Source organism: Acinetobacter minutum (genome assembly GCF_035916735.1).
GTDB lineage: Bacteria > Pseudomonadota > Gammaproteobacteria > Pseudomonadales > Moraxellaceae > Acinetobacter.
This window is the reverse complement of sequence record NZ_JAQIHG010000017.1, coordinates 32805-49287: the sequence shown is the minus strand read 5'-3', so window position 1 is coordinate 49287 and position 16483 is coordinate 32805. Positions and strand designations below refer to the sequence as shown.

The window sequence follows — 16483 nt, the reverse complement described above, 5'->3', positions numbered from 1 at the left end:
TACTATGATAAAATTAACCCATTAGGTCAGGTGGCCTAACTTAAATAAAAAGTCTCCGACAAACCCGGTACGGTTCAAAGGTTCAGTTTTCCCACATCATGGACTCATGGAGATCTGGTACCACTTTGATCATGTATAAAAATAATCAGGGTTTATCCCCTTGATTCAGCAGAATTCATTTAGCTCTACAAAGGAGCCATCGCCAGTTTAAGAGCAAATCCACAAAATAAAAGTCCAACTGCAGCAACACATGATGCTGTTATTTTATAACGGCGAGTAAAATAAGCTGAAAGTTTTACGCCTGAAAAAATCAAAATAGATAAATAGCTCATACTAATAATTTGTAACAGCACTGCAAGAGCCGTAAATGTTACAGCTGGGTACGGATAATAGGGATCCACAAACTGCACAAAGAACGATAAATAAAATAAAATAGCTTTAGGATTTAAAATACTAATCGTTAATGCAGTTTTAAACGGTCGCAATTTCTCAATATTTTTGTTAATTGTTGCAATTTTCGTGTTTGAATGCTGGGCATGCCAAGTGTGATTAGCAGCTATCAAGAGTTTAACACCCAAATAACTTAAATAAATTGCCCCAACAATTCTTAAAATGGTAAATAACCAAGGGAAAGCATGCAGTAATGAGGCTGCTCCTAGTGCTGTGAGCAGAATCAAAATAAGATCACCGGTATACACACCTAAAGCACTCTTATAACCCGCTTTGATCCCAAAGCGTGAAGCAGTTGACATGACGTATAGAGAGTTAGGGCCAGGCAATAACACAATTAAAGTTGTGCCAATCACATAGGTAGTTATATCAGTTATACCGAGCACAAGACGCTCTCAAGCGATTACAAGAGTTGATATATAAACTATAACAAAATCAGCTGATTAAACAAAAATACTTCGCTGCATTATTTAACAGGCTAGATATAGAAACGCTTATCATAATTTTAATCTACGGCCGAATCACAATGGACCAGGAAGTTCATATAAAAAGACCAACAAGTCCTGTTTATAAATAAAAATAGCACTAAAAAATTCAGAGCGGATAGAGAAACCAATATAAATATATCTCTTAGATTTAATAAATTTGATTATATCTTTATTTCTATGGTTCGATTCAATCACCAAGCATAGCCTGTCTGATATTGGATTCAACTGATCTAAGTCTAGTGAAAAAATTAACCTCATATCCAGAATGAAATGATGAGTAACATCCCGACAAAGGTGTTAAATAAACTTAATACCATAGGTTGATGAGTACTATAACCTGCTATTAATTCAGATTCACTGAGAGACCTCAACCCTATACGATATTGAAGAATCGACCAAATACTGATAACCATGCCAAAAAAAATAATAATGATGCCTAACCATTTATAGTAAGTTACCTTATGGGCAAACAACATCGGGTTCACGATTTGCCCTAATAGTGTCGATTTCTCAATTACAAACCCAAAAGCAATCAATCCTAAGCTGCTTCTATTCCAAGCAAGTAGGGTTCTTTCGAGAGCAAAAAATACTCGGGGATCCTGCAGATTGGACATATATTTTTCCTAAAACCTTATAGAATTTTCTTAGTTTTTTATAAAATTGGCAGTACTTTAATCGATGATACCCTCCCACCCTTTTAATAAAGATGAGCAAAGCAGCTTGAGCAAGATAAGAATCTTATAACAAAATGTTTGGGAACGAACATCAAGTTCTAAAATTTAATAAAATGCCAGACAATCCTACTTAAAAAAGGCAATAAAAATGAAAAAATTAATACAAACAGGTATTTTTACATTCTCGACAGCAATTCTTGTCTCATCAACCATGGCCGCACCTCAAGGGTCTATGAACAACAATTCATATAACCATGCATATATACATTCTCCTGCTGCAAATCAAAGCCAACAGCAAATTCAGCAGCGTCATCAGCAACAGATGCAACAAGAAACTCAAGAGCAGATGCAGCAAGAAACTCAAGAGCAGATGCAACAACGTCATCGTGAAATCGTACAAAGTCAGATATTGAAACCATCCCGCGACTGGAAACCAGGACAAGCTTTACCATCACGTTATTATGGGCAGGGTTATAAATTTGACTATCGAAAGAATAAAAAACTTTCTAAGCCTGAAAAAAATCAACGATGGATTCGTGTAAATGGTGACTATATTCTAATTAACACAGTGAACCACCGTATTCTAAAAGTAGTTCCAGATTGAGACATTTCATCTGATCATAAAAAATAAGAGAGCTACGGCTCTCTTAGCTTAAGTCAATCACTTCAGGGCTGTATGCTCATCTACTCCTCCCCACAAACAACAGGACTGCGTGGGCAGATCAGGTTTGAGTTAGTACAGTTAATATTGTAGCTGTGATTTTTTCGAAAATAATAACCTAGAATATAAAAGACCTAATGGAGGCACATTAGGTCTTTGATCATAAGATGAAACTCGGGCTTAACGATAAACCATGCCGCCATCAGTAATGATGGATTGCCCAGTAATATAATCTGCATCCTCGCTCGCGAGGAAAGCAACCAAAGCTGCCACATCATCTGGAGTTTCGGTGCGTCCTAACGCAATACCTTCTGCATACTTTTTAAAAGTTTCACCAATTTTTGCACCTGTTAACTCTGCAAAACGCTGATCAATTTCAACCCACATATCTGTTCCGACAATCCCTGGACAGTAAGAATTAACCGTAATGCCTAAGTGAGCATATTCTTTAGCGGCCGCTTGGGTTAAGGCTCGAACAGCAAACTTGGTAGCAGAATAAACACTCAGCATTGCAAAACCATCATGTCCGGCAATTGAACAGGCATTAATAATTTTACCTTTCTGCTTTAAAGCCTGGAATTTTTTTGCCGCCGCCTGAATGCCCCATAGAACACCACCAAAATTGATATCGGTAATTTTACGGAATTCTTCTGGAGTGACATCATTTAAAGCTTGTACCTGTGCAATCCCGGCATTGTTAATCATCACATCGAAGCCACCAAATTTGCTATAAGTATCTTCAATTGCTGCCGTCACTTGGTCGAGCTGACTAATATCTGCGATGAAAATAGAAGCCTTAACATGACATGCTTCGATCTCGGCCTGTGTCGCTTTGAGTGTATCCTCATGCATATCCACCAAAGCGATATGCATGCCTTCTTTCGCCAAGCGTAAGGCAATGCCACGACCAATGCCTTTGGCACCCCCGGTCACTAGGGCGACTTTTCCATTTAATCCTCTGGACATTTTTCTTTCCTCTTTTTTTGTTCTTGCAGACGAAATCGTCTGTGATTGTTTGATTTATTTGTATAAATATGAACCTAAATTGAGAGGGATGCCAGATTATTCATAATTTGTTTAAATCTAATCTAGGGCGGGTATTCAGAGGAAGATATTAATTTTTTTAAATATGCAAATTATGATGAGGTATGATTGCAACAAGATCATCTATGACTATCCATATGCACGTGGGTCTGTCCCATTTCAAACGTAAGACCTTTATCAAAAGCATCACCGAACAGAAATCCATGAATCAGCCCAGCATAGAGCCCGGGAACACTCACAATGCCTCCACGGCGGACTGTAGCAATACATTGTCTTAAGGCAGTGCCACTCGAGCCTTCAATTTTAAGATTCGTCAGTAAGGTTTCAATCACACTGCCTTTTGCCTCGAAGCCAATCGCATCAATCACAGCATCCACTCCCCGATGACCCGGGCTATGATTAATGATAAATTCGGCAGCATCGACATGATCAAAGTTTACCGGAATGGCGCCATAGGTATTCCGGGCAAACTCCAAGCGATCATGAATTATGATCGACCATAAAAATCATTTCAGCGCCCAACATGCGTGCACAAGCGGCTGAAAGCAACCATAAATGGCCACACTCGAACCTTTGCCTATATTGGTATTGGTCACGGCTTGCCAAGCAGATGGCATTTAGGGATGTTTTTAAATGTGAAATGAATAGTCTTTGCGTGGGCATCTGTAGACTTGAGGTAGAGCAGTACATAATTTGAAAAATATGGCACCTAAGCATCATGTTCAGTGATATCTGATTATCAATTTAGATGACTCAATAGCTTTTGCACATTGGAATACTTCGGCCAACAAGGTGGCAAGTTACATCAGCAGACTTATTGTACTCACTGAGGCTTATTTTCTATCACTGGATATAAAAATAGTTTGAATCTATTCAAGAGCTGCCTCCAGGCAGATACGCCTGAAGGCAGGGTGAAATCTTATTTGCCTTGTTCTTGTAATAATTGATTGATTTTTTCTGGACCAAACCAATCCGAATTGAATTCTTTATAGGGGAAATTTGCAGGATTCTGATGTAAATCCTCTCCTACAATATCATCTTTTACTGATCCCTCAGACAATGCGTCCAACAGGGCTAAACGGTAGGAGTTCACACTCTTAAAACGTATTTTTAAGGTACTTGAACGTAAATCATCTACATCTTTCACCAACGCACTATTTACGTTACCAGAACTGTTAGAAAATTGTTTGAAATCAATCGGGTTAATTGTTAGAGATACATTACCATGCTCAGTCTGACCAGCACTTAACACAATGTCCAGGTCAATGGTATCGATATATAAACCGGCTTTGGTTTGATTTTTGTCTAACTCGGTTTTCATGTTGCTGATGCCTTTGCCGATCTGGGTCAATGCATCCTGTACGCTGACTTCATCTTTATTGACCAGACGCTTCGGTGAATTGGGCTGATTAATCAAACTGTTGCAACCCGATAGCAGAGAAATGATCAAAAGGGTCAATATACTTTTACTGTAACGCTGCATTTTTTGGTCTCATTTTTAGCTAAGCCTACAGATTATAATATTGTAAATGGAGCATATAGCCTACTGGACTTATTGCTAAATTACGCTCACTCCCTCTATCTGTGAAAACACTTGTCCATATTCACAATTTTTTGATGTTTCATCAACTAATCTGTGCACAAAATCACAAACTGATCTAAGCAGGCCCAACTCGCCCCACATGCAGGGTCCTGACTTAAAAATCAAGCGATAGATGTTGGAGTATTCATGAAAAAGTATATCCAAACTGAATTGGGCACTGAAAAACTCTGTCTTGAATGTGGTGAATACTGGCCTTTGGATGAGGAATTCTGGTTTCATCGGCGTAGTAAGGTCAAAAAAGACGGTACCTATAGCACCATTTATTTTCCCGCCTGTAAATGTTGTTATAACGCACGTTACCGTCCGCAGCGCAGCGCATCACAATATCCGATGCGTTCGAGCTACGAAGATTTATGGAATGTCGCCTGATGCTCAGTTCATGAACAAGTCAACCTCAAAGGTCGGCTTCACCTAAACTTTAGGCTTACCAAGGTCACACTAACCGCTTGCAGGAACTTCATCTTGTACATTAAGTTTAGCTTTAATCACATGCTGTGAATGAAAATGCTGAAAGGTACGCCGTCCTGCTGTGATTTCAGAATCGGCCTTGACCTCCTGCATGCTGTCCAAACAGCGCTGAGTCAGTTGGATATACTCGTCAGTACCCTTTCTCTTCCAGTCAAGTTCTTTGGCTTCTAAGCTGCGCACCACTTTAGCGGGACTGCCGAGCAGCAGGACATTTGCCGGAACTTGAGCTTTTGCCTTGACGGTACTATTGGCACCAACAATCGTATTTTCTCCAATTTCGGCCTCATCTAGAATCACACTGTTCATGCCCACCAAGACATTTTTGCGGATCACGCAGCCATGCAGAATCGCGCCATGACCAATATGGCCATATTCTTCGACCAGTGTAATGCTTTTGGGGAAGCCATGAATGATGCAGGAATCCTGTACATTGGCATTTTTCTGGATATGAATACGGCCAAAGTCGGCACGCAGTGAAGCCAGCGGCCCAATGTAGACGCCTTCCTCAATAATGACATCTCCAATCAGCACCGCAGTGGGATGCACATAAGCCTGTGGACTGACCACCGGAATCACACCATCAATTGCATAACATGGCATCATTTTCTTCCCTGAGTTTTTAGTTTTATTCTGATTAGGCAGTGAGTGCTTCTTGCTTTAAACCACCAAACCGTTTGAAAAATTGTGGATGTGCCGGTGGCATTGCCCCTTCTGACGTGCGGGCGATATCGAGGAAAAACTCATCCGCCACGGCAAAAATCCGCTGATATAAATTGCTGCTGAGATTACGGGCATTTAATGACAGCCAGTCCGATGGCAGCAACTCAAAAGGTAAATTTGGATCTTTTAATAAAATCCGGCGATACTGGTGAATCAAGAGAATCCGGATCTGAAATGCCTGTAATGGATCCAGATCTTCATCATGTTCAACCAGATTAAAAATTTCCCGGAAATCGCGGATAAATTTCTCGTAACGGGCGTGTAGTTCTTGTACCGGCCAGTTCACCTCCACCATACGTTTCACCGTTGGATGAGATTCCTGCCATAACTGCAAGGTTTCCGCCTTAAACAGTACCACCTGATCGGTCATTTTCAAGTTCAATAACAGGTTTTGCAGTTTGAGATGGTCACAGCCCGGATAGGCCATCAGATTGGTTGAGATGTTGGCAAAGCCCAGCCATTCCAGCTCGCGCTTTAAGATGATCTTGTTCTCTAGCTCGACAGAACTCAGTAGAACCAGATCCCATTTTCCATCCCACTCGGTATGGGTAAAGCTGTAAATTTTCTGATCGGCATGAATAAAACGCTGGCGGCTACTTTCTGTGACGCGGTAATAGCTGGTGCGACCGATTTTTTCAGAAATGAGCCAACCATTCTGTACCAGGCGAAATACCGCGGTACGTACCGAGCGTTCATTAAAGCCGAATACATCCATCAACTGGATCAAACTGGCCAGACTGATAATACCGCCGCGATGAAAAACACTGTCACCGAAAATGGTCATGATGAGTGATGTTCCACTTAATGCTTCATGTTGAATGAAATCATCAATCACTTGTTTTAATTTTGGATTCATCACGTTTCACTTTTACCCTTAAAACTTAAAGGTGATTCATCCCCCGATCAATCACCTTTGCACTTTCATGCGGACTTGCGAATATCAAAGACCCGCTGAGCTTTACCTTCCGAACGTGGCAACGTGCCTTCCGGTAAAATTTCCACACTCACCGTAATCCCGACCATGGTTTTAATTTTGGCTTTCAACTGCTGTGACAGTTGGTGCCCCATCACGTCTGTCATATCTTTACGCATTTCTGTACGAACATGCAATGTATCCAAATGTCCATGTTTACAAATATGAATTTCGTAGTTAGGCACAAGCTGTGGAATATGCAAGATTTGTTCTTCAATCTGCGACGGGAAAACATTGACTCCGCGAATGATCATCATATCATCACTGCGCCCAACGATTTTGTCCATACGACGCATGGAGCGTGCCGTTCCAGGCAACAGGCGGGTTAAGTCACGCGTACGGTAACGGATCACCGGCATGCCTTCTTTGGTAATCGTGGTGAAAACCAGCTCACCCAGTTCTCCATCTGGCAATACTTCACCAGTTTCCGGGTTGATGATTTCAGGATAGAAATGATCTTCCCAAATGGTTGGGCCATCTTTGGATTCCAGACACTCCATGGCCACCCCCGGCCCCATGACTTCAGAAAGACCGTAAATATCCAGTGCATCGATGCCTAAACGCTCTTCGATTTCTTTACGCATTTCATTGGTCCATGGCTCTGCACCAAAAATACCGGTCTTGATCGAGCAGTCTTTGGCTGTCCCAAATTTCTGCTCTAAGGCTTCAATGATGTTCAAGCAGTAAGATGGCGTCACCATCAAGGCAGTTGGTTTGAAATCATGAATCAGTTGCGCTTGACGATCGGTCTGGCCACCTGACATCGGGATCACGGTTGCACCTAAACGTTCGACACCGTAATGCGCACCCAAACCGCCGGTAAACAACCCGTAGCCATAAGACACCTGAACGGTATCCTTGTGCGTCAAACCTGCCGCACGCAATGAACGTGCTACCACATCCGACCAGACGTTGAGATCCTGTTGCGTATATCCGACCACCGTTGGCTGACCGGTAGTGCCTGATGAGGCATGAACCCGTACAATCTGTTCTTGCGGAACAGCAAACATGCCGAATGGATAGTTGTCACGCAGGTCACTTTTGGTGGTAAATGGAAATTTGACCAAATCATCCAGCGTTTTGAAATCATCTGGATGTACACCGGCCTCATCAAATTTCTTTTTATACACCGGGCTGTTTTGATAAGCGTGTTGTAAGGTCTTTTTCATGCGCTCTAATTGAAGCTGACGTAATTCATCAATTGAAGCCGTTTCGATCTTTTCCATTGCGTTGTTATTCATGTTATTACTCCTTGTACAACCATCCTGGCTGTTATGATTCCAAAATCAGATTTTCCTTATGCGACATTTTCTAAAATGAGCGCGACACCTTGTCCCACACCGACACACATGGTACACAGCGCATATTTTCCTTGACGACGTTTTAATTCTTTCATCGCGGTAAGCACTAAACGCGTACCACTCATTCCCAATGGATGACCCAGTGCAATTGCACCGCCATTCGGATTGACACGAGCATCGTCATCCTTTAAACCCAAGCTGCGCGTCACGGCGAGTGACTGTGCAGCAAAAGCTTCATTGAGTTCAATCACATCCATTTGCTCAAGCGTAAGGCCGGTTTGTTTCAGCACTTTTTCAACCGCTGGCACTGGACCTATACCCATATATTTGGCTTCAACACCGGCACTGGCAATGCCAACCACTTTCGCCAAAGGTTTAAGCGCATGTTGTGCCACAAAATCCTGATTTGCCAACAATACACAGGCAGCACCATCATTCACCCCGGAGGCATTACCGGCAGTAACCGAACCACCTTCTTTGCGAAATGGTGCTTTCAGTTTTGCTAAAGTATCCAGTGTTGTATCTGCACGTGGATGTTCATCTTCACAGATCTGGATGATGTTTTTCTTACGATCCTGGATCTCAACAGGCATGATTTCCTGAGCAAGTATCCCGTTCTGCTGGGCCTGCGCAGTTTTTTGCTGGCTGCGGTAAGCAAACAGATCCTGATCTTCACGGCTCACTTGATACTTTTCAGCCACGTTTTCTGCGGTTTCCGGCATGCTATCAACACCAAAATTCGACTTGAATTTAGGATTAATAAAACGCCAGCCAATGGTGGTATCAAAAATTTCAGGAGCACGACTAAAGGCTGCTGCAGGTTTGGACTGTACAAACGGGGCACGGCTCATGGATTCGACACCACCTGCCAATATAAACTGTGCTTCGCCTGACTTAATGGCACGTGCAGCCAAGCCAACAGCATCCAGCCCCGAAGCACACAAACGGTTGACGGTAATGGCCGGAACACTGTCAGGCAAACCTGCCAACAACGCCGCCATACGTGCCACGTTACGGTTATCTTCACCAGCCTGATTGGCACAGCCAAAGACCACTTCGTCTAATGCATGCCACGGTAAATCCGGGTGTTGCTGTTTGAGATATTGAATGGGCAAAGCAGCCAGATCGTCGGCGCGAATACTGCTTAATGCTCCTGCATAACGACCAATCGGGGTACGAATGCCATCGCAAATAAAAACCTGTTCCATGTTGATTGGTCCTTTAGCCAGCCTGGCGATATTGTATTTTGTTTGTGAGTTGCGACTGTCCTAGCGCAACTTTCTGTCTTAAATATAAACTAGGTCGATACTTTTCTTCAGCATAAATATGATACATATTTTCTAAAGTTTGTAAAATAGTGTTATATCCAATTTGTGTTGCCCATTCAAATGGACCTTTTGGATAATTCACCCCATATTTCATTGCTGAATCAATATCTTGTTCTGATGCAATACCATGCAATACAGCCTCGCATCCTTCATTGACTAACATGCTGATGCTACGTATAGCATACAATCCTGGATGATCTTTAGACCAAATAGGTATCATATTCATACCCTGAAGAAATGCCGTCACCTGTGCCTGATCCTGCGCTGTACAAGCCGGCGAAGCCACCAGTGCGATCGCTTTGGCATTCTCCCAGTTAGCATGCCAATCCATTAACACAATTTTCTGCTGTGGATAGCTTAACTGCACAGATTCACCTTGGGTTAGGCGTAGTACAACCTCACCAATCTGAATCTCATTCTGCTCCGCAGCCTGATGCTGGCTTTCCAGCCACTCAGAACGTTGGATCCGTTGAAGCAATCCCGGCAGATTAGACCAGTCGCCTTTGATCAACACCGAGATTTTTTGTTGAAGTGGCTGAACTGCGGGTAACTGATATTGCGCCACAGGGACTTGCGAATCGTAACGGTAAAAGCCCTGCCCGCTTTTACGGCCATAACAGCCGGCATCAACCAACTCTTTTTGTACCAGGGACGGACGGTAACGTGGTTCGTAAAAGAACTCCTGATACACACTTTGCGTCACGGAAAAATTGATGTCCTGACCAATCAAGTCGGTGAGTTCACACGGCCCCATGGCAAAACCACCACACTCGCGCATGATAAAATCCAGTTGCTCCGGTGTCGTGACATTTTCCTGCAAGGCGCGAAAAGCTTCCGCATAATACGGACGCGCCACACGATTGACAATAAAACCGGGAGTTGACTTCGCCATCACCGGCACTTTTTTCCAGGCAGTCATCAGCTCGGTTAATGCCTGAGCAATCGTAGGGTCAGTTTTCAAACCACAAATGATCTCGACCAGTTTCATTACCGGTGCGGGATTGAAGAAATGTAATCCCACCACCCGCTCTGGACGTGGAATCACTGAAGCAATTGCCGTAATTGAAATAGATGAAGTATTGGACGCTAAAATGGTCTGTTCTGAACAAATCGCAGCCAGTTGTTGAAAGAGCTGCTGTTTGACTTCTTTTTTCTCGACAATCGCTTCAACGATGAGATCAGCCTCCGCGAGTTGCTCAATCGTACTGACAATCGACAAGTTTGCCAGAGTGCTATCCAGCAACTCTTGGGTCATTTTCCCGGCCTGAACACGTTTGCTCAGCTGGGTTGTCAGTTGTGAAACAGCTGTTTTGGTTTTTTCGACATCGGCGTCAAAAATTTGGGTGCTGTGTCCATGCATGGCTGCCAGTTGTGCGATCCCAATTCCCATGGTCCCCGCACCAATCACGGCCACCTTGGCCTGCTGCAAGTTGAGGTGTGACATGGCTTAGCATCCTTTATAATCAGGGGTGCGTTTCTGCATGAAGGCTTGTACACCTTCACGATAATCATGTGAGCGACCTGCCAGACGTTGTAAATCACGTTCTAGAATCAGCTGATCATCCAGGTTATTGTCCGCTGCGGCATGAATGGCTTTTTTGATTAAAGACAAACCATAGGTTGGCTGCTTGGCTAGATGTTCACCCATTTTTTCTGCTTCAGCTTTAAGCTGGTCATCTTCTACCACCTGCCAGATCATCCCGAGCTGTAGTGCCTGCTCCGCACTGATTTTGTCACCGAGCATGGCCATTCCCATCGCTTGGGCACGACCAACCAGACGTGGCAGGAACCAAGTTCCACCAGAATCCGGCACTAAACCTAGACGGCAAAATGCCTGAATAAAGGAAGCAGATTTTGCCGCCAATACAATGTCACAGGCCAAGGCAATATTGGCACCCGCACCGGCCGCCACGCCATTTACGGCACAAACCACCGGTTTTGGCATTTCAGTAATCAGTTTAATCAGCGGGTTGTAATATTTTTCGATCGACAAACCTAAATCAGGTGCGTCTGCATTCGGATCAACCACACGGTCATTTAAATCCTGCCCGGCACAAAAACCACGACCTTCCGCTGAAATCACCACGGCACGGATATTCTGGTCTTTAGCCCAAGCTTTCAGCACTTTTGAGACTTCCTGATGCATGGTCTCATTGAAACTGTTGAGCTGTTTCGGACGGTTAAAGGTTAAGCAGCCCACCGCATTTTTTTCTTCAACGATAATTGTTTGGTAATCCATTACACACCTCTAAATTCAGGTTTTCTTTTTTCTAAAAAGGCATTGATGCCTTCTTGACGATCTTGCGTTGCAGCCAGCCAGACGAAATGCTGGCGTTCCAGCTTCAAGCCCTGACTGAGTGTCACTTCATGAATTGATTTCAATGACTGTTTGATCACTTTGATCGCCAACGGTGCCTGTTTGGCAATCTTAGCCGCCAGTTCAAGCGCATACTGCACCGTCAATCCAGTTGGACAAATCTGACTGCTAATCCCGTGTTGTAACGCCACACGAGCAGGAATCATTTCACCAGTCATGGCCCAGCGCATCGCCAGTTGCTGGCCGACCAGACGCGCCAGACGCTGGGTTCCCCCGGCACCTGGCAGCATGCCCAGACCAATCTCCGGCAGTGCAAATTGCGCATTTTCGCCGCTGATCACGATGTCGCCATGCAGTGCCAGTTCAAATCCAGCCCCAAAGGCATAACCGTTTACCGCCATAATCAGGGGCTTGGAAAATTCATCAATACGCTTCCACAGCAAGGGACGCTGATCCTGCTGGATTGACACCACATCAAGTTGTGCCAGTTCATTCAGGTCGGCACCTGCGGCAAAACACTGATCGTTGCCAGTAATGACTACGGTTTTTACTGTTGCATCGCCATCGAGCTGTGCCAAAGTATCCGCCAACTGTTTAAGCGTGGCATTGTTCAGCGCATTACGCTTTTCCGGCCGGTTTAGCTCAATCAGCACCACACCGTTTTGGGGTGCCGAGGTTTTGATGTAATCCATGACATGATTCCTTGCTGATCCGCGTGTTATTCATCAAAACTCAAACGGACATCCGAGCTGACTGGGCGTGACTGACAGCTGAGGACATAGCCTTTTTCAATTTCGTCCTGCTCCAGGCTGTAATTGATAGCCATCTCGACTTCACCCTGTAGCACCTTGCATTTACAGGTCGCACACACGCCACCTTTACAGGCATAAGGCAGGTCTGCACCGGCACGTAATGCAGCATCCAGAATACTGTCATCCTGTTTCGAGACTTCCACGACCAGCTCGCGGCCATCCAGAATCACATGGACTTTTTCTTCACTGCGATTTTCAATTTGTTGCGCGGTTGCTTTTGGCGCTGCACCGGTATTAAAACGCTCCGTATGGATTTTGCTGCGTGCAATTCCCATTTCCGGCAAAACGGTTTCCACAGCTTGCATCATTTCTTCCGGACCACAGGCAAAACAGTGATCAAAATCCTGATCCAGCAAGTCTGCCTGGAACAGTTGCTGCAACTTGTCTGCATCAATACGGCCATTGAATACCGCACTGTCGTTCAATTCACGCGAGAAAATATTGATCAGCTGGAAACGCTCTTTAAAGCGGTCTTTCAGATCCAGAATTTCCTCGGAAAACATGGTCTGTTTCCAAGAACGGTTACCATACACCAAGGTAAAAGTGGCCTCAGGTTGCTGGAACAGCACCGATTTGACAATCGAGAGAATCGGTGTGATACCACTACCAGCGGCAAATCCAAGATAGTTTTTTCCACCCTGTTTCGCGGCTTTCTGGAAAAATACCCCTTGTGGCGGCATCACTTCCAGCACGTCACCGGCTTTTAAGTGTTCATTGGCCCAAGTTGAAAACTGACCGTTTTCAATTTTTTTAATGGCAATACTGAGATCTTCACGCTGATCACTACAGATCGAATAACAGCGGCGGATTTCACCCTGTTCAGTCAAATGTCGAATGGTGAGATGCTGACCTGGCTGATAGTGAAACGTTGCCTGTTGTTCTGGTTCAAGATCAAAGGCAATACAGATCGCCTGCTCGGTTTGCGGACTAATTGATTTAATAGTTAATGGTACAAATTGACTCATATGAAAATCCCTCTCTGGCTCGACTATTCAATTTTTAAGTTTTAGATACATTTGAAATAGTCGAATGGTTCTAGGCAGTCTTGGCATTTATATAAGGCTTTACATGCGGTCGAACTGAATTCGCTTAATAGTTTGGTGTGCTGGCTCTGACAATGCGGGCACTGGATGCCATCAGTAAGTGCAACATGCGTACCACAACTGTGTGAGTCACCTTTCGGCGGTGCAATGCCATATTGTTGTAACTTGGTTTTTCCCGCTTCACTCATCCAGTCGGTGGTCCAGGCTTCAGATAAATCCACCACCACTTTGACCGGGGTCAGACCATGCGCTGTCAAGGCTTGGGTAATTTCATCCTTAAGCAGGTCTGTCGCAGGACAACCACTGTAAGTTGGGGTGAGTCGTACAATAATCTCGTCGTGCTGATTCAGCTCAACTCCACGAATCATGCCCAGATCCAGCACGGACAACACTGGAATTTCAGGATCAGACACCTGTTGTAAAACGTCCCAGCATTGATCGATACAGTGTTTAATTAAATTCATGCGACTCACTCCCTGTGATGACCTTGAATTACCACGTCATATTTGGATAAGAACGTTGCAGATATTGCAAGTCCGCCAGGATAAAACCCAAATGTTCGGTATGCAGCCCCTGTTTGGCACCGCTACGATAAGCGCCGGTTTCTGGCAAGGTGAGTGCAAAACGCTGCAATTCACTTTCAATCTGTGCATCCCACTGTGCTTTTAAGGCTTCCACATCTGGCAAGATGCCTTGCTCAACCAGCTGCTTTTCATCCGCGGTTAATACAAACAGCTCTTCAGTAAAGCGCCACAGGTTGTTCAACCCTTTCTGGATTTTCTCGTGTGCTTCTGCAGTTCCCAGGCTGAGACGCTCCATCCAGGCCGTCGAAAAACGCAGGTGATATTTCACTTCTTTCAGTGATTTCACCGCAAATGCAGCCAATTCAGCATGTTGGCTCTGCGTGAGTGCATTCAACAGCAAGGCATTGTGATGATCCATCAACCATTGACGTACGATGGTTTGTGCAAAATCGCCGTTTGGTTGCTCAGCCAATAATAAATTGCGATATTCACGCTCAGTGCGGAAATACGCCAATTTGTCTTCATCACGGCCAAGACCTTCCACCTGACCAGCCAGGCTCAACGCCGTACGCGCTTGCCCCAATAAATCCAGACCGATATTAGCCAAGGCAATATCCAGTTCCAGTTCAGGCGCATGGCCGCACCATTCTGCCAGACGATGCGATAAAACCAGCTGGCTATCGCCAACATGCAGCAGGAACTGCGCTAATGCTTGATTTGTCATGATCCGTCCCCTTACATGTGCTCAATGCCGTCTGGAATATGGTAGAAGGTTGGATGACGGTAAACCTTGTCCAAAGAAGGATCGAAAAATTCTGATTTTTCATCTGGTTGTGACGAAGTAATCAGCTCAGATTTCACCACCCAGATGCTGACACCTTCATTACGGCGAGTGTACACATCGCGTGCGTTTTGCAGCGCAATTTCCGCATCCGGCGCACGCAGGCTGCCGACATGGCGGTGGCTTAAACCCTGTTTGCTGCGTACAAATACTTCATATAGTGACCAGTTGTTTTTATTGTCCATGATGTTGTCCTTCCCTTTTTCACTCATTTTTAGATGTTGGCGTTAAGCCACTTTTTTATCTTGCTGTTGGGCTTGCTGTTTTTTGGCATAAGCTGCTGCTGAATCACGCACCCATTTACCGCCTTCCCATGCATTTCGGCGTGCTTCGATCCGCTCGTGGTTACATGGGCCTTTACCGGCAATCACGTTAAAGAATTCATCCCAGTTCACTGCGCCAAATTCATAATGGCCAGTTTCCTGGTTAAAACGTAAATCTGGATCTGGTACTGTCAGACCAAGATGCAGAATTTGTGGCACCGTGTTGTCGACAAATTTCTGACGTAGCTCATCGTTACTGAAACGCTTGATCTTCCAGGCCATGCTTTGTTCACTGTTTGGTGAATTATCATCACTTGGTCCAAACATCATCAGCGCCGGCCACCAGAAACGGTTCACTGCATCTTGAGCCATCTGTTTTTGTTCAGGCGTACCTTGTGCCAGCTCCATCATGGCTTCAAAACCTTGACGTTGATGGAAACTCTCTTCTTTACAGATACGCACCATCGCTCGTGCATACGGACCATAAGAAGTACGGCATAATGCCACCTGATTGACGATCGCTGCGCCATCGACCAGCCAGCCAATCGCAGCAATATCGGCCCAGGTCAAAGTTGGATAGTTAAAGATGGAAGAATATTTCATGCGACCGGCAATCAATTTATCCATCATGTCATCACGGTCCGCGCCTAAGGTTTCTGCCGCACTGTACAGATACAAGGCATGACCCGCTTCATCTTGCACCTTGGCCAATAAAACCGCTTTACGCTTTAAGGTCGGCGCACGAGTAACCCAGTTGCCTTCCGGTAACATGCCGATCACTTCTGAATGTGCATGCTGACCAATCTGACGGATCAAGGTTTTACGGTAGGCCTCTGGCATCCAGTCTTTTGGCTCAACTGAAATGTCTTGTGCGATTGCACGGTCGAAATCTTCCAAATGATTTTTCATTGTTTTCCTCACTCGTCCCAAGTGTTTATGCCTCAAAATTAAAACGATACAAAAATAAAATCAA

At 44.6% G+C, this 16483-nt stretch carries 18 protein-coding genes and 1 pseudogene; 2 read left to right on the top strand and 17 right to left on the bottom strand.

The genetic code is table 11. From position 1 onward, the window contains the following. Positions 1-185: 185 nt before the first annotated feature. Complete coding sequence (leuE, locus tag PAE54_RS08465; protein WP_326519106.1) at positions 186-836, bottom strand: leucine efflux protein LeuE; 651 nt, start codon at positions 834-836, stop codon at positions 186-188. Between the two features lie 356 nt (positions 837-1192). After that, positions 1193-1552 (bottom strand): YidH family protein, encoded by a 360-nt coding sequence (locus PAE54_RS08460; protein ID WP_326519105.1) that lies wholly within the window; start codon positions 1550-1552, stop codon positions 1193-1195. A 208-nt stretch (positions 1553-1760) separates the two neighbouring features. Here PAE54_RS08460 and PAE54_RS08455 point away from each other — a divergent pair, with 208 nt between their 5' ends. Continuing rightward, positions 1761-2216 (top strand): RcnB family protein, encoded by a 456-nt coding sequence (locus tag PAE54_RS08455; RefSeq protein ID WP_326519104.1) that lies wholly within the window; start codon positions 1761-1763, stop codon positions 2214-2216. Positions 2217-2453: 237 nt separating this feature from the next. Here the strand turns inward: PAE54_RS08455 and PAE54_RS08450 are convergent, their stop codons facing one another. From PAE54_RS08450 to PAE54_RS08440, 3 genes and pseudogenes are all read right to left on the bottom strand, one after another. Further along, the gene (locus PAE54_RS08450; protein WP_326519103.1) at positions 2454-3239 is read right to left on the bottom strand and encodes an acetoin reductase; all 786 of its coding nucleotides are present in this window, start codon (positions 3237-3239) and stop codon (positions 2454-2456) included. 215 nt (positions 3240-3454) lie between these two features. Next, a pseudogene (locus tag PAE54_RS08445) lies at positions 3455-3934 on the bottom strand (MDR/zinc-dependent alcohol dehydrogenase-like family protein); the annotation flags it as partial. A 302-nt stretch (positions 3935-4236) separates the two neighbouring features. Beyond that, on the bottom strand, positions 4237-4800 hold the full coding sequence (locus PAE54_RS08440; RefSeq protein ID WP_326519102.1) for a hypothetical protein: 564 nt from the start codon (positions 4798-4800) through the stop codon (positions 4237-4239). Positions 4801-5046: 246 nt separating this feature from the next. Here PAE54_RS08440 and PAE54_RS08435 point away from each other — a divergent pair, with 246 nt between their 5' ends. Then, positions 5047-5289 carry a hypothetical protein gene (locus PAE54_RS08435; RefSeq protein ID WP_326519101.1) on the top strand — a complete coding sequence of 81 codons (243 nt, stop codon included), beginning with the start codon at positions 5047-5049 and terminating at the stop codon, positions 5287-5289. Positions 5290-5358: 69 nt separating this feature from the next. Here the strand turns inward: PAE54_RS08435 and PAE54_RS08430 are convergent, their stop codons facing one another. The 12 genes from PAE54_RS08430 to paaA form a co-directional block, all read right to left on the bottom strand. Then, entirely contained in the window at positions 5359-5988 is a 630-nt protein-coding gene (locus PAE54_RS08430; protein ID WP_326519107.1) for a gamma carbonic anhydrase family protein, read from the bottom strand. Between the two features lie 34 nt (positions 5989-6022). Further along, positions 6023-6964, bottom strand: coding sequence for a phenylacetic acid degradation operon negative regulatory protein PaaX (gene paaX, locus PAE54_RS08425; RefSeq protein WP_326519100.1), 942 nt, complete (start codon positions 6962-6964; stop codon positions 6023-6025). A gap of 65 nt (positions 6965-7029) precedes the next feature. Further along, complete coding sequence (gene paaK / locus PAE54_RS08420; protein ID WP_326519099.1) at positions 7030-8322, bottom strand: phenylacetate--CoA ligase PaaK; 1293 nt, start codon at positions 8320-8322, stop codon at positions 7030-7032. A 56-nt stretch (positions 8323-8378) separates the two neighbouring features. Further along, positions 8379-9590 (bottom strand): 3-oxoadipyl-CoA thiolase, encoded by a 1212-nt coding sequence (gene pcaF, locus PAE54_RS08415; protein ID WP_326519098.1) that lies wholly within the window; start codon positions 9588-9590, stop codon positions 8379-8381. 13 nt (positions 9591-9603) lie between these two features. Beyond that, positions 9604-11154 (bottom strand): 3-hydroxyacyl-CoA dehydrogenase, encoded by a 1551-nt coding sequence (locus PAE54_RS08410; RefSeq protein ID WP_326519097.1) that lies wholly within the window; start codon positions 11152-11154, stop codon positions 9604-9606. Positions 11155-11157: 3 nt separating this feature from the next. Next, positions 11158-11949, bottom strand: a complete 792-nt coding sequence (paaG, locus tag PAE54_RS08405; RefSeq protein WP_273779319.1) for a 2-(1,2-epoxy-1,2-dihydrophenyl)acetyl-CoA isomerase PaaG — start codon at positions 11947-11949, stop codon at positions 11158-11160. Then, positions 11949-12719, bottom strand: coding sequence for an enoyl-CoA hydratase-related protein (locus PAE54_RS08400; protein WP_326519096.1), 771 nt, complete (start codon positions 12717-12719; stop codon positions 11949-11951). The genes paaG and PAE54_RS08400 overlap by 1 nt, the downstream gene beginning before the upstream one ends. Before the next feature lie 26 nt (positions 12720-12745). Continuing rightward, positions 12746-13804: a 1,2-phenylacetyl-CoA epoxidase subunit PaaE gene (gene paaE / locus PAE54_RS08395; RefSeq protein WP_326519095.1), complete on the bottom strand. Its 1059-nt coding sequence runs from the start codon at positions 13802-13804 to the stop codon at positions 12746-12748. Between the two features lie 41 nt (positions 13805-13845). Beyond that, complete coding sequence (paaD, locus tag PAE54_RS08390) at positions 13846-14346, bottom strand: 1,2-phenylacetyl-CoA epoxidase subunit PaaD (protein ID WP_326519094.1); 501 nt, start codon at positions 14344-14346, stop codon at positions 13846-13848. 28 nt (positions 14347-14374) lie between these two features. Beyond that, positions 14375-15130, bottom strand: a complete 756-nt coding sequence (gene paaC, locus PAE54_RS08385; protein WP_326519093.1) for a 1,2-phenylacetyl-CoA epoxidase subunit PaaC — start codon at positions 15128-15130, stop codon at positions 14375-14377. 11 nt (positions 15131-15141) lie between these two features. Next, positions 15142-15432 carry a 1,2-phenylacetyl-CoA epoxidase subunit PaaB gene (paaB, locus tag PAE54_RS08380; RefSeq protein WP_273779327.1) on the bottom strand — a complete coding sequence of 97 codons (291 nt, stop codon included), beginning with the start codon at positions 15430-15432 and terminating at the stop codon, positions 15142-15144. A gap of 42 nt (positions 15433-15474) precedes the next feature. After that, positions 15475-16419, bottom strand: coding sequence for a 1,2-phenylacetyl-CoA epoxidase subunit PaaA (gene paaA, locus PAE54_RS08375; protein WP_326519092.1), 945 nt, complete (start codon positions 16417-16419; stop codon positions 15475-15477). Positions 16420-16483: the final 64 nt, after the last annotated feature.

Excerpts from the sequence above, each read along its gene's own strand:
- PAE54_RS08400 (WP_326519096.1), bottom strand. The coding sequence starts at position 12,719 with ATGGATTACATCAAAACCTCGGCACCCCAAAACGGTGTGGTGCTGATT.
- PAE54_RS08450 (WP_326519103.1), bottom strand. The coding sequence starts at position 3,239 with ATGTCCAGAGGATTAAATGGAAAAGTCGCCCTAGTGACCGGGGGTGCC.
- PAE54_RS08435 (WP_326519101.1), top strand. The coding sequence starts at position 5,047 with ATGAAAAAGTATATCCAAACTGAATTGGGCACTGAAAAACTCTGTCTT.
- PAE54_RS08460 (WP_326519105.1), bottom strand. The coding sequence starts at position 1,552 with ATGTCCAATCTGCAGGATCCCCGAGTATTTTTTGCTCTCGAAAGAACC.
- PAE54_RS08455 (WP_326519104.1), top strand. The coding sequence starts at position 1,761 with ATGAAAAAATTAATACAAACAGGTATTTTTACATTCTCGACAGCAATT.
- PAE54_RS08430 (WP_326519107.1), bottom strand. The coding sequence starts at position 5,988 with ATGCCATGTTATGCAATTGATGGTGTGATTCCGGTGGTCAGTCCACAG.
- paaX (WP_326519100.1), bottom strand. The coding sequence starts at position 6,964 with ATGAATCCAAAATTAAAACAAGTGATTGATGATTTCATTCAACATGAA.
- pcaF (WP_326519098.1), bottom strand. The coding sequence starts at position 9,590 with ATGGAACAGGTTTTTATTTGCGATGGCATTCGTACCCCGATTGGTCGT.
- paaK (WP_326519099.1), bottom strand. The coding sequence starts at position 8,322 with ATGAATAACAACGCAATGGAAAAGATCGAAACGGCTTCAATTGATGAA.
- paaG (WP_273779319.1), bottom strand. The coding sequence starts at position 11,949 with ATGGATTACCAAACAATTATCGTTGAAGAAAAAAATGCGGTGGGCTGC.
- PAE54_RS08440 (WP_326519102.1), bottom strand. The coding sequence starts at position 4,800 with ATGCAGCGTTACAGTAAAAGTATATTGACCCTTTTGATCATTTCTCTG.
- paaC (WP_326519093.1), bottom strand. The coding sequence starts at position 15,130 with ATGACAAATCAAGCATTAGCGCAGTTCCTGCTGCATGTTGGCGATAGC.
- PAE54_RS08410 (WP_326519097.1), bottom strand. The coding sequence starts at position 11,154 with ATGTCACACCTCAACTTGCAGCAGGCCAAGGTGGCCGTGATTGGTGCG.
- paaE (WP_326519095.1), bottom strand. The coding sequence starts at position 13,804 with ATGAGTCAATTTGTACCATTAACTATTAAATCAATTAGTCCGCAAACC.
- paaD (WP_326519094.1), bottom strand. The coding sequence starts at position 14,346 with ATGAATTTAATTAAACACTGTATCGATCAATGCTGGGACGTTTTACAA.
- paaB (WP_273779327.1), bottom strand. The coding sequence starts at position 15,432 with ATGGACAATAAAAACAACTGGTCACTATATGAAGTATTTGTACGCAGC.
- paaA (WP_326519092.1), bottom strand. The coding sequence starts at position 16,419 with ATGAAAAATCATTTGGAAGATTTCGACCGTGCAATCGCACAAGACATT.